Source organism: Pseudomonas sp. No.21, assembly GCF_054558415.1.
Genome location: NZ_BAAJNO010000006.1, coordinates 329,494 through 341,538, shown reverse-complemented (window position 1 = coordinate 341,538; position 12,045 = coordinate 329,494). Strand labels below are relative to the sequence as shown.

At 63.5% G+C, this 12,045-nt stretch carries 8 protein-coding genes; 1 reads left to right on the top strand and 7 read right to left on the bottom strand.

Annotated features, from left to right (window positions below; translation table 11 throughout):
* Nucleotides 1-6: 6 nt before the first annotated feature.
* The 5 genes from ACYJSS_RS14690 to ACYJSS_RS14670 all read right to left on the bottom strand — a co-directional run bounded on the left by ACYJSS_RS14690 (nucleotide 7) and on the right by ACYJSS_RS14670 (nucleotide 6,888).
* Entirely contained in the window at nucleotides 7-1,017 is a 1,011-nt protein-coding gene (locus ACYJSS_RS14690) for an ABC transporter permease subunit (protein WP_021217741.1), read from the bottom strand.
* 114 nt (nucleotides 1,018-1,131) lie between these two features.
* Nucleotides 1,132-2,712 carry an ABC transporter substrate-binding protein gene (locus ACYJSS_RS14685; RefSeq protein ID WP_111263643.1) on the bottom strand — a complete coding sequence of 527 codons (1,581 nt, stop codon included), beginning with the start codon at nucleotides 2,710-2,712 and terminating at the stop codon, nucleotides 1,132-1,134.
* Nucleotides 2,713-2,757: 45 nt separating this feature from the next.
* Entirely contained in the window at nucleotides 2,758-4,203 is a 1,446-nt protein-coding gene (locus tag ACYJSS_RS14680; RefSeq protein WP_236204751.1) for an OprD family outer membrane porin, read from the bottom strand.
* Nucleotides 4,204-4,447: 244 nt separating this feature from the next.
* Nucleotides 4,448-6,049 (bottom strand): ABC transporter substrate-binding protein, encoded by a 1,602-nt coding sequence (locus ACYJSS_RS14675; protein ID WP_111263645.1) that lies wholly within the window; start codon nucleotides 6,047-6,049, stop codon nucleotides 4,448-4,450.
* A 275-nt stretch (nucleotides 6,050-6,324) separates the two neighbouring features.
* Nucleotides 6,325-6,888, bottom strand: coding sequence for a helix-turn-helix domain-containing protein (locus ACYJSS_RS14670; protein ID WP_043244186.1), 564 nt, complete (start codon nucleotides 6,886-6,888; stop codon nucleotides 6,325-6,327).
* 163 nt (nucleotides 6,889-7,051) lie between these two features.
* Here ACYJSS_RS14670 and ACYJSS_RS14665 point away from each other — a divergent pair, with 163 nt between their 5' ends.
* Nucleotides 7,052-8,266 (top strand): M24 family metallopeptidase, encoded by a 1,215-nt coding sequence (locus ACYJSS_RS14665; protein ID WP_111264725.1) that lies wholly within the window; start codon nucleotides 7,052-7,054, stop codon nucleotides 8,264-8,266.
* Nucleotides 8,267-8,623: 357 nt separating this feature from the next.
* Here ACYJSS_RS14665 and ACYJSS_RS14660 read toward each other — a convergent pair whose 3' ends face one another.
* A complete protein-coding gene (locus ACYJSS_RS14660; protein WP_146603099.1) occupies nucleotides 8,624-9,205 on the bottom strand; it encodes a hypothetical protein in 582 nt (193 codons plus the stop codon).
* On the bottom strand, nucleotides 9,202-12,042 hold the full coding sequence (locus tag ACYJSS_RS14655) for an RHS repeat-associated core domain-containing protein (protein ID WP_236204749.1): 2,841 nt from the start codon (nucleotides 12,040-12,042) through the stop codon (nucleotides 9,202-9,204). Before ACYJSS_RS14655 ends, ACYJSS_RS14660 begins: the two co-directional genes overlap by 4 nt.
* Between the last annotated feature and the right edge of the window lie 3 nt (nucleotides 12,043-12,045).

The following is a 12,045-nucleotide window of genomic DNA, read 5'->3' as shown; positions in this document are numbered from 1 at the left end:
GGGTCCTCAGCGCTGGTGGCGGATGCGTGGGTTGGCGAAGCCGTAGAGCACGTCCACGACGAAGTTCACCAGGATCACCAGGCAGGCGATCAGCAGGATGCCGTTCTGCACCACCGGGTAGTCGCGGGCGCCGATCGACTCGATCAGCCATTTGCCGATACCCGGCCAGGAGAAGATGGTTTCGGTGAGCACGGCACCGGCCAGCAGCGTGCCGACCTGCAGGCCGAACACCGTGAGCACCGGGATCAGCGCGTTGCGCAGGCCGTGGACGAAGACCACGCGGGCCGGCGACAGGCCCTTGGCGCGGGCGGTGCGCACGTAGTCCTCGCGCAGCACCTCGAGCATGGCCGAGCGGGTCATGCGGGCGATCACCGCCAGCGGGATGGTGCCCAGCACGATGGCCGGCAGGATCAGGTGGCGCAGGGCGTCGAGGAAGGCGCCTTCCTCATCGGAAAGCAAGGTGTCGATGAGCATGAAGCCGGTGACCGGCTCGATGTCGTAGAGCAGGTCGATGCGCCCGGAGACCGGTGTCCAGCCGAGCCAGACGGAGAAGAACATGATCAGCAGCAGGCCCCACCAGAAGATCGGCATGGAGTAGCCCGCCAGCGAGATGCCCATCACCCCGTGGTCGAACAGCGAGCCGCGCTTGAGCGCCGCGATCACCCCGGCCAGCAGGCCCAGGGTGCCGGCGAACAGCAGGGCGGCCAGGGCCAGTTCCAGGGTCGCGGGGAACAGCGTGAGGAACTCGTGCCAGACGCTTTCGCGGGTGCGCAGGGATTCGCCCAGGTCGCCCTTGGCGAGCTTGCCGATGTAGTCGAAGTACTGCTCGCGCAGGGGCTTGTCGAGGCCGAGGCGGGTCATCGCCTGGGCATGCATTTCGGGGTCGACCCGGCGTTCGCCCATCATCACTTCGACCGGGTCGCCGGGTATCAGGCGGATCAGCGCGAAGGTGAGCAGGGTGATGCCGAAGAAGGTGGGGATCAGAAGCCCCAGTCGGCGGGCGATGAAACTGAGCATCTCGGGGGTTGACTCCTCAGGTATCACGCCCGCTTCCGTGGGTAACGGTGGGCGGGCGCTGTTCTTGTTGTCGGGCGTCTCGCGGCGATGGGTTGGACCGCCGCGGGGCCGCCGTTACTTCACCCGGGTGGTGGCGAAGTTGTTGTTGGACAGAGGGCTGATCACATAGCCCTCGATGTTGCTCCGGCGCACATTGAACAGCTTAGGGTGTGCCAGGGGAATCCATGGGGATTCACGGTGGAAAACCTCCAGGGCCTGTTCATAGAGCTTCGCCCGTTCCGCCGGCTCGCTGATGGTGCGGGCCTTCTGCATCAGCGTTTCGAACGCCTGGTCGCACCAGCGCGCCTGGTTTTCCCCGGACTCGGCCGCCGCGCACGACAGGTTGGGGCTGAGGAAGTTGTCCGGGTCGCCGTTGTCGCCGGCCCAGCCCAGCAGCACCATGTCGTGCTCGCCGCCCTTGGAGCGCTTGAGCAGCTCGCCCCATTCCAGCGAACGGATGGTCATCTGGATGCCGGCCTTGGCCAGATCCGCTTGCATCATCTGTGCCGCCAGCGCGGGGTTGGGGATGGTAGGCGAGGTGCCGTTGCGGATGAAGAGGGTGATCTTCAGGTCCTTCACCCCGGCCTCGGCGAGCAGCGCGCGGGCCTTCTCCGGGTCGTGCGGCCAATCCTCGATCGCATGGTTGTAGCCCAGCAGGGTCGGCGGGAAGGGGTTGACCGCCACGCTGGCGTTACCCTCGCCGAACACCGCGCGGATCATCGCCTGCTTGTCGATGGCGAGGTTGATGGCCTGGCGCACTCGGGTGTCGTCCAGCGGCTTGTGCTGGGTGTTGATGGCCACGTAGGTGGTCAGCAGGGCGTCGATCTCGTCCACCGCCAGGCGGCTGTCCGTGCGCACGCCGGCGACGTCCTCGGGTTTCGGGTAGAGCGCCACCTGGCACTCGCCGGCCCGCGCCTTCTGCAAGCGCACGTTGGGGTCGAGGGTGATGGCGAACACCAGGTTGTCGATCTCGGGCTTGCCGCGGAAGTAGTCCGGGTTGGCCTTGTAGCGCACCTGGGCGTCCTTGGCGTAGCGGGCGAAGACGAAGGGGCCGGTGCCGACGGGCAACTGGTTGAGCTGGTTGGTCTTGCCGGCGGCCAGCAGCTGGTCGCCGTACTCGGCCGAGTAGATGGAGGCGAAGGGCATGGCCATGTCCGCCAGGAAGGGCGCCTCCGGGTGGGTGAGGGTGAAGCGCACGGTGAGCGCATCGACCTTCTCCACGGACTTGATCAGCTCGCGCATGCCCATGGCGTCGAAGTAGGCGTAGCCGCGCTGCGCCGACTCGTGCCAGGGGTGCTTGGGGTCGAGGGCGCGCTGGAAGGTCCAGACCACGTCGTCGGCGTTGAAGGGGCGGCTGGGGGTGAACCAGTCGGTGGCGTGGAACTTCACGTCCGGGCGCAGGCGGAAGGTGTAGACCAGGCCGTCGTCGCTGATCTCCCAGCTGGTGGCCAGGCCGGGGATCAGCTCGGTGGTGCCGGGCTTGAAGGCCAGCAGGCGGCTGAACACGGTCTCGGCGGTGGCGTCGGCAGTCACCGCGCCGGTGTATTGCACGATGTCGAAGCCCTCGGGCGCGGCTTCGGTGCAGACCACCAGGTTCTGGGCCTGGGCGCTGGCGGCGGCGAGGGCTGCCAGCAGGGGCAGGTAACGTAGCTTCATGTCGAATCCTCCAGGCGCCGGCTCGGGGCCGGCGCCGCATCCATGTCAGAGCAGGTCGAAGGGGAAGGTGCTGACGATACGCAGCTCGTTCACGCTGCCGTCGATCTGCTGCTTGCTCGCCTTGTGGGACATGTAGGTGACCTTGAAGGTGCTGTCCTTGATGGTCCCGCTCTGCACCTTGTAGGCCGCCATCAGGCCGTATTCGCGGTGGTGCTCGTCGTCCATGGCGCGCACTTCCGCGTAGTTGCCGTAGGCGCCGTTGCGGTCACCGTCGTAGTGGGTGCCGTCGATGTCCCAGCCCTTGGCGTACCAGGCGGTGGTGGAGAAACCGGGGATGCCGAAGTAGCTCCAGTCGGTCTCGTAGCGGATCTGCGCGGACTTCTCGTTGGGGCTGTTGTAGTCCGAGAGCAGGGAGTTGGCCAGGTAGATGGCGGCGGTCTCGTGGATGTAGTCGAAGTACTCGTTGCCGTCGACCTGCTGCCAGGCCAGGGTCAGTGCGTGGGCCTGGTGGGCCAGGGTGAAGGCCAGGCTGAAGGTGTCGTTGTCGATGTAGCCGGCCTTGCGGTCGCCGGTGTCGCGGGTGCGGTAGCCGTTGAAGGCGGTGCGCAGGGACAGGGTCTCGCGGTCGCCCAGGTCGTGGGCCACGCTCAGGTAGTACTGGTCCCAGACGTCTTCGAAGCGGCCGGCGTATACGGCGACCTCGAGGTTATCCAGCGGCTTGTAGTTGCCGCCGAGGTAATGCATGTGCTCGCCCGTGACCTCACGGGTGCCGTATTCGGTGGTGAAGGCTTCGTCGCCGGCACCGGTACGCGGGCTGGCGCGGCGGAAGCTGCCGGCCTGCAGGGCGAGGCCATCGAATTCCTCGCTGGTCACCGCGTAGCCGGTGAAGCTGGAGGGCAGGGCGCGGTTGTCGATGTAGCTGAGCACCGGAGTGTCCACCAGGAAGCGGCCGGCCTTGAACTCGGTGTTGGAGGCGCGCAGGCGCACGTTGGCGACGCCGAGCTTGGACCATTCCTCCTGGCCGTGGCCGTTGCTGTCGGCCAGGGTGCGGTTGCCGCCACCGCCGATGCGGCCCTTGCCGCGTTCCAGGTTGATGGCGTTGAAGGCCGCCACGTCCAGGCCGAAGCCGATGGTGCCTTCGGTGTAGCCGGAGCTGTATTTCAGCTGGGTGCCCTGCACCCAGGCGCGGCGGCTGTGGGTGCGCTGCGGGCCGTCATCCTTGGGGATGGTGAAGCCGAAGCCGTCCTTCATCTGCTCGCGGGCGGCGAAGTTGCGGGTGGTCAGGGTCAGGCTCTGGCCTTCGAGGAAGCCGGTGGCGCCGGCCTGGCCCTTCACCGGTTTCTCCACCGACGGGATGTTCTGCACCTGGGCGGCGTAGCTGGGGTTCTCGGGCACCGGCGGGACCTTTTCCTCTTCGGCGGCGAAGAGGTGTGCGCTGGCAGCCATCAGTGCCAATCCCAGGGTTGCTCGTTGGAAGGGGGTGGATTTCATCACGTGTGCTCCTTTTTTGTTATCGCTTCTTCATCGAAACAAGGAACGCTCATGCGGACTGCCGCCGACGCCGGGCAAGCCGGTGCCGACGCGCGCAAGCGCTGCATCCTTGCGAACTCGTTGGGGCAGGTATGAAAGAGGCCTCCTCCGATCTGGCGTCGGATGGAGATGGGGTTCACGGAGTGGCCCGGAACGGGCCGCGAAAGCCGGCGGGCGTGGGGCCCGCCGGGTTCGTCAGGTGCGGCTAGGGCGCATTGGAAACGCCATAGAAGGAGTTGGTGGAGAAGGGGCTGATCTTGAAGCCCTGCACGCTCTTGCTCATGGGCTGGTAGACGGTGGAGTGGGCGATCGGGGTGATCGGCACTTCACGTTGCAGCAACTGCTGGGCCTGCTTGTACAGCTCGGTGCGCTGGGCCTGGTCGGTGACGTTCTTGGCCTGCTTGACCAGCTTGTCGTAGTCCTGGTCGCACCACTTGGAGAAGTTGTTGCCGTTGATCGAGTCGCAGCCGTAGAGGGTGCCGAGCCAGTTGTCCGGGTCACCGTTGTCGCCGGTCCAGCCGATCAGCATGGCGTCGTGCTCGCCGGCGTGGGCGCGCTTGATGTACTCGCCCCATTCGTAGCTGACGATGCGCACCTTGATGCCGACCTTGGCCCAGTCGGCCTGGAGCATCTCGGCCATCAGCCGTGCGTTGGGGTTGTAGGGGCGCTGCACGGGCATGGCCCAGAGGGTGATCTCGGTGCCTTCCTTGACGCCGGCGGCCTTGAGCAGCTCGCGGGCCTTCTCGGGGTTGTACTCGCTGCCCTTGATGGTCTCGTCGTAGGACCACTGGGTGGGCGGCATGGCGTTGACCGCCAGCTGGCCGGCGCCCTGGTAGACGGCGTCGATGATGGCGGGCTTGTTCACTGCCATGTCCAGCGCGCGACGCACCTCGACCTTGTCGAAGGGCGCGTGGGTGACGTTGTAGGCGATGTAGCCGAGGTTGAAGCCGGGGTTCGACGGCACCTGCAGCTTGGCGTTCTGCTTCAGCGACTCGAGGTCGGCGGGGCGCGGGTTGAGGGTGATCTGGCACTCGCCGGCCTTGAGCTTCTGCGCGCGGACGGAGGCGTCGGTATTGATGGAGAAGATCAGGTTGTCGATCTTCACCTCGCCCGGCTGCCAGTAGTCCTTGTTGCCGGCGAAGCGGATCTGCGCGTCCTTCTGGTAGCGCTTGAACACGAAGGGGCCGGTGCCGATGGGCTTCTGGTTCAGCTCGGCGGCCTTGCCGGCCTTGAGCAACTGGTCGGCGTATTCGGCCGAATGCACCACGGCGAAGGGCATCGCCAGGTTCTGGATGAAGGCCGCGTCCACGCTGTTGAGGGTGAAGCGCACGGTGTGCGCGTCGACCTTCTCGACCTTGGCGATGTTCTTGTCCAGGCCCATGTCGGTGAAGTAGGGGAACTCGCTGGGGTACGCCTTACGGAACGGGTGCTCCTTGTCGATCATGCGCTGGAAGGTGAAGAGCACGTCGTCGGCGTCGAACTCGCGGGTGGGCTTGAAGTAGTCGGTGCTGTGGAACTTCACGCCCTGGCGCAGGTGGAAGGTGTAGCTGAGGTTGTCCGGGGAGATGTCCCACTTCTCGGCGAGGGCGGGGACGGCCTGGGTGCTGCCTCGTTCGAACTGCACCAGGCGGTTGAACAGGGTTTCGGATGCCGCGTCGAAGTCGGTGCCGGTGGTGTACTGGCCGGGGTCGAAGCCCGCCGGGCTGCCTTCGGAGCAGAACACCAGGTTGCTGGCGGCGGAAACGAATGGGGAACCGAGAAGCAGGCCTGCGGCGAGCAGGGCCTGGATGGGGGTGTTCTTGCGCATGCAAACCTCAATTTGTTCTTTTTCTGAGGGCGTCACGTGCGTCGCGGCCTTTTGGACCGAGCACATGGATCGGTACACCCCGCTGCATTCCGGTTCCCTGGTCGGGTGAGCCGGCCCTTTGCAGCGGTAAGGGCGTTGCCATGGGTCCATCCCCGGCAATCAGCCGAGGCCGAAATTAAGTCATGCTGAAATTTCGGTCAATAGAAATTAAGCGCGACTAACATTGGCGCGTCACAGGGCTGTGCATTCAGGCTGGCAGGCGGTGGCGGGAGGGCTCAGGAGGCGCTGTGATCGTCGAACAGCGGCATGGTGGTGACGGTCAGGACCTCGGCCATCTCGCTGCCGGCATTGGCCAGGCAGTGGGTCTTGCCTGCATCGAAGTGCACCGAATCGCCGGCGCTCAGAGGATATTGCCGACCCTCGATCGTGTAGATGATCTGCCCGGAAAGCACGTAGGCGAACTCCGAGCCCTCGTGGGCGATGAGTTCCGACTGGTAGCCCACCGGCATGTTCATCTTCACCGCGTTGAGCAGGTTGCCGGGGAACGAGGTGGACAGGCGCTCGTAGGCCAGCGGCTGGCCCTCGATGGTGTAGCGCACGCGCTCGCCCTGGTGCGAGTCGGGCTGCGGCTGCGGCGGTTGGTCGAACAGCACGTTGAGCGGGACATTGAGGGATTTGGCGATGTTCGCCAGCGACGAGATCGACACGCCAGTGAGATTGCGCTCCGCCTGGGAGAGGAAACTGGCGGTGAGGCCGGACTCGCTCGCGACCTCGTTCAGGGTCTTCTTGGCGGCGCGTCTGTAACGGCGCAAGCGTTCTCCGATGCGATCTACGGACATGGCGAGGGCTCTTGTTGGAAGGCGGCCAGTATAACGGCGCGGGGCCCGCGTGAAAGCGTCGCTCGCTGCGGGCTGATTTTAAGTGGGACTGAAAATTTGTTTTGACCTCTATTTAAGCCTCACTTAAATTTCGCCGCAATTGTCGGACAAAGAGGTTCCAGTGATGACCAGGGGTGTAGGCGGCAGTACGCCGGAACAGGCGCTCGCCGGATTGCGTGACATGACCGCCGGGAGCGGCCCCATCGAACTGGCCGAATACAGGGCCCGGATCGATCGCGCCCAGGCTTTCATGCAGGAGCAGGGCATCGCCGCCCTGTACCTCAATGCGGGCAGCAACCTGCGCTATTTCACCGGCGTGCAGTGGCACCCGAGCGAACGCCTGGTGGGCGCGCTGCTGCCGGCCAGCGGCGAGCTGGAATACATCGCCCCGGCCTTCGAGGAAGGCACGGTGCGCGACTTCCAGGTGGTCCCGGGCGTGATCCGCACCTGGCAGGAACACGAGAATCCCTACCGCCTGCTGCTGGACAGGCTCGCCGGCTTGAAGCTCGCCAGCGACGCCCGGGTGGCGCTGTGCCCGAGCCTGCCCTTCTTCATGTTCGACGGCATCCGTCGTGAAGGCAGCGCCTACGACTTCATCGACGGCGCCCGGGTGACCGGCCACTGCCGCCAGCGCAAGTCGGCTGCCGAGATCGCCCTGATGCAACGGGCCAAGGACATGACCCTCGAAGTGCACAAGGCCGCCGCCAGCATCCTGCGCGCCGGCATCAGCACCACCGAGGTCGAGGAGTTCATCCACCAGGCGCACCGTCGCGTCGGTGCCACGGGTTCCTACTTCTGCATCGTGCTGTTCGGCCCCGCCAGCGCCTTCCCCCACGGCGTGCGCGAGCCGCAGGTGCTCAAGGACGGCGACATGGTGCTGGTCGACACCGGCTGCAAGCTCCACGGCTACATCTCCGACATCACCCGCAGCTACGTCTTCGGCACTCCCAGCGAACGCCAGCGCACCTTCTGGAACTTCGAAAGGGCCGCGCAGCTGGAGGCCTTCGAGGCCGCCCGCCTCGGCGCCCCCTGCGAATCGGTGGACGCCGCCGCCCGCCGCTCCCTGGAAGCCAACGGCCTGGGCCCGGACTACCAGCTCCCCGGCCTGCCGCACCGCACCGGCCACGGCATCGGCCTGGACATCCACGAAGGTCCCTACCTGGTGCGCGGCGACGCCACGCCCCTGGAGCCGGGGATGTGCTTCTCCAACGAGCCGATGATCTGCGTGCCAGGCGAATTCGGCATCCGCCTGGAAGACCACTTCTACATGGCCGAAGACGGCCCGCGCTGGTTCACCCAGCCCAGCCACTCCATCGACGACCCGTTCGGGTTGGAATGATCCAGAAGAGCCCACTCGGAGAGGGCTTCTTCTGTTCTGCGATGTGGTCGTACGGTGCTGAGGGCATTAGGCTTTTGTGCGGTAACGCCACTATCTCGATCAACTGGCAAGAACCACGTGAGCGACTTGCGTGGTCTTGGTCAGTGCTTCGAGCTAATAGTTCTCAAGGAAAGGGTGGCAGACCGCGAAAGCCGTCGCGTGCGATCTGCCTTAGAACAGGAGTATTCTGAAAGCTGCATTTGAAAAATGTTGTTTCTCACCCTGCCCCTGCAGCGTACCTCCATTCGTCAGCTACGACATCTTAATGCCGGCCACGGAGTTGGTCGTGGCCGGAGTATGTCGAGAACACGATTGCAGTTATTGATATTGCACTCTGTTTTTTATGGATTGGCTCAAGGATTTGAGTTCTCTGAGTTCTTCTTTAGCTAGGTTTTCTTGAACGCTAGAAAGTAATTTTTCATATCGATCTAGATCGGATTTAGTTGGGGTTTTCTGATTTGATATGAATTTTAAGTATTCGCTCAGTACCGGGTAAGGATGCTCTGTGTTTGAGGTTTTTTTCACTAGTTCAAATAATGTTTCGTTTAGCGAATTTAATTGATATTTTTCTGCTATATGAATAGTTGCGATGGTTGCTGTGGGATCACCACTCTCCGCGGACTTCAACGCGCTAGTAAGCCCGTAGTCAGTTTCGTTGTCATTCTCTAGAAGTTGAAGGAATATTTTATTTAACTCTATATTGCCTTGAAGAGATGCGCGTCTAGCAACTGATTTCGCTTCTTGCTTCTGATTGCACTCAAGTAAAACCATTACGGTATTAATGTCGTTGCCCTTAGTGGAAGCAGGGCAGCTTGGTGCATATGCTTGGGTGGCTTGGTTTTGGCTGGTGCACGATGCCAAGATTAATGCTAGAGGTATTATAAAAATTTTAATGTTCATTTGAAGTCTCTCCATGCTCCAGGCTGAGAGTAATCTGGTTTGGCAGGGTTTGAAGACGGGATGGAGCGGTAAGGGGTTCTGTCTAGCCAGTAGGTTGTTTTGCCGTTTGTTTGTGTATTGTACATCCACCAAATTTTCTCTGTAGGCCCGCTTGTTTTCTGACCCCAGATCTTAGAAAATTTTTCAGCAAATGAGTTGTTTCCCTGTGCAACTTCGCATGATTTGAAAACTATCTGCATGTTGGGGGTGCAGCCTTGGCGTATTAGCTCGGATTTCAATCCGTACATGGAGGCCGGGTCGCTTGTATATATTTTGCCATTCCTGTCATCGCTGATCATGTTAGGGAAACCATGAGCATATATTACGCATGAGGTAGGGTCGTCCGCGTCCGCAAGTGCGCCGTTATAAGGAATTTTTTGTCTCGGATTTGCACTGTTTGGATCGAAGAAAATTACTTTCTGCAAGCCTGATGGGTCTGCAAAGATAATCGGATTGCCCTCAACATACCCGTACGTATTCAACCCCCCATCCAAGCCAATCGGATCACTCTCCACATACCTTCCGGTCTCCGGATCGTAATCCCTGAAGTAGTTGTAGTAGAGCGCACTGTGCGCATCGGCGACTTGCCCCGGGAAGCGCAGGATCACATCGATATTGCCGCCATAGGTGTTGGGTTGCCCCACACCGAATGCATCGCTCTGCCAGCTCCACACCAGGTTGCCGCCCTGGTTGGTGGCCAGACGGGGGGTGTTGAGGTGGTCGCTGTGCAGGTAGGTGAGGGTGGTGCTGGCGATGGTGGTGCCGGCGGCGTCGTAGCTCAGGTCGATCTGGGCGATGGGCAGGCTGTCGAGCCAGACGTAGTAGCTGGCTTTGCTCTTCTTGCCGCTGCTGGTGTAACGCACCTGGCCGAGCACCTGGCCGTCGGGGCCGTAGAGGTAGGTGTAGGGCGTGTGGGCGCTGCCTTGCTGCACATCTTTGAGCACGCGCTGGCCGAGGGCGTTGTAGGCGTAGCTGGCGATGGGCGTGCCGGCGTCATCGGTGACGGCGTTGAGGCGGCCCTGGTCGTCGTAGGTGTAGCGACGGCTCTGGCTGTAGCGGGTGTAGTTGCCGGCGGCATCGGCTTCGACGGCGTAGCTGGTGCTGCGCTGGCTGAGGCGGTTGCTGTCGGGGGCGTAGTGCAGGGTCTGCTTGGCGGTCTGCGCTTCGCTGCCGTTGCTGGTGGCGTAGGTGGTGCGCGAACTGCGGTTGCCGGTGGCGTCGTAGGCGTAGGCCTTGCGGCTGGCGGCGGCCTTTTCCTCGGTCAGGCGATCGAGGGCGTCGTACTGGTAGTCGAGGCTGCCGAACAGGCTGTGGGCGTGGGCGGTGATGTTGCCGTTGGCGTCGTGGCTGTAGCTGCTCTGCCAGTTGCCGACCTGCTGGGCGGTGAGCTGGTAGTCCTGGTCGTAGGTGCGGCTGAGGACGATGCCGTTGTTCCAGGTGAGGCTCTTGAGCGGCCCGAAGGGGGCGTAGCCGATGTTGCTGGCGAGGCTGGTGGGGGTAGCGCTGCCGACGGCAAAGCCGACCTGGCTGACCTGGCCGGCGGCGTTGCGGCTGTAGTGGATGCTGAAGCCGGCCGGGTAGTCGATGCGGATGAGGTTGTTGGCGGCGTCGTAGGCGTAGCCGAGGGTGTCGTACTGGTCGACATCGAGCACAGCGACGGAGCGCAGCTGCTCGATGAGGTTGCCGCGCTCGTCGTACTTGTAGCCGAGCACGCCGCTGGCGTCCTGCACCGCCGTGAGGCGGCCGATGCCCTTGTTGCCGTTGGCGGTCATGTCGTAGTGGTACTGGACGTTGAGCGCGGGGGTGGCGGGGTACTGACGGCCGGTGAGGCGATCAAGGGCGTCGTAGCTGTAGGTGGTGACGATGCCGCGGGCGTCGGTTTTGCGGATGACGTTGCCGGCAGCATCGTGCCCGTAGGTGGTGGTGCCGGTGTCGGGGCTGATGAGTTGGGTGAGGTTGCCGAGGCCATCGTATTCGTAGCGGGTGGTGACGCCGCGCGGATCGACGACCTGGGTGAGGTTGTCCTGGGCGTCGTAGCCGAGACTGGTGACCTTGTTCAGCGGGTCGGTGCTGGAGACCAGGCGGTCGAGGGCGTCATAGGCCTTTGTGTGGCTGAACTGGCGCGGGTTGGTGTCGGTGGTGGGGTTGTCGTTGAGGTCGTACTGCTGGCTGTGGGTCTGGCCACCCGCGCCGACCGAGCGCAGCAGGCGGCCGAGCTCGTCATACACCCACTGTTGCTGCTGGGTGAGGTTGTTGGAGGCGTCCTTGATGCGCTGGGCGGTGCGGTTGCCCATGGCGTCGAGATCGAACTCGACCTGCTCGCCGAGGTTGTTGGTGATCTTGGTCAGGCGCCGGGCATCGTCCCAGGTGTAGGCGAGCCAACTGCCGTCGCCCCGGGTGACCTTGGTGATCTGGCCGATGGCGTCGTGCTCGAAGGCGGTGCTGCCGCCGCTGACGCTGACCGAGGCGAGCCAGCCCTGCGGGGTGTAGGTGAGGGCGGTGGTGACGCCGTTGGGGTCGATGACGGTCTGCGGGTTGCCGAAGCTGTCGAAGCTGGACAGCTGGGTGATGTGGCCAAGGGCGTTGGTGACGCTGGTGAGGTGGCCCTGGGCGTCGTAGGCGTAGCGGGTGATGTCCTGGACATCGGTGCGCGGGCCATCGGCGGTTTCGATCTGGCCGCTGGCGGTGTAGGTGTAGCTCCAGTTGCGCGGGGTGGCCTGGAGGCTGGCGGCGACGAGGGTGCCGGCCAGGGCGAGCGTGAGGACGCTCAAGCGGTGGTACAGGGGTTTCATGGGCAAGTC

What these genes read in the sequence shown, in the direction of transcription:
- ACYJSS_RS14690 (WP_021217741.1), bottom strand. Translation starts at nt 1,017, where the DNA reads ATGCTCAGTTTCATCGCCCGCCGACTGGGGCTTCTGATCCCCACCTTC.
- ACYJSS_RS14685 (WP_111263643.1), bottom strand. Translation starts at nt 2,712, where the DNA reads ATGAAGCTACGTTACCTGCCCCTGCTGGCAGCCCTCGCCGCCGCCAGC.
- ACYJSS_RS14680 (WP_236204751.1), bottom strand. Translation starts at nt 4,203, where the DNA reads ATGAAATCCACCCCCTTCCAACGAGCAACCCTGGGATTGGCACTGATG.
- ACYJSS_RS14675 (WP_111263645.1), bottom strand. Translation starts at nt 6,049, where the DNA reads ATGCGCAAGAACACCCCCATCCAGGCCCTGCTCGCCGCAGGCCTGCTT.
- ACYJSS_RS14670 (WP_043244186.1), bottom strand. Translation starts at nt 6,888, where the DNA reads ATGTCCGTAGATCGCATCGGAGAACGCTTGCGCCGTTACAGACGCGCC.
- ACYJSS_RS14665 (WP_111264725.1), top strand. Translation starts at nt 7,052, where the DNA reads ATGACCAGGGGTGTAGGCGGCAGTACGCCGGAACAGGCGCTCGCCGGA.
- ACYJSS_RS14660 (WP_146603099.1), bottom strand. Translation starts at nt 9,205, where the DNA reads ATGAACATTAAAATTTTTATAATACCTCTAGCATTAATCTTGGCATCG.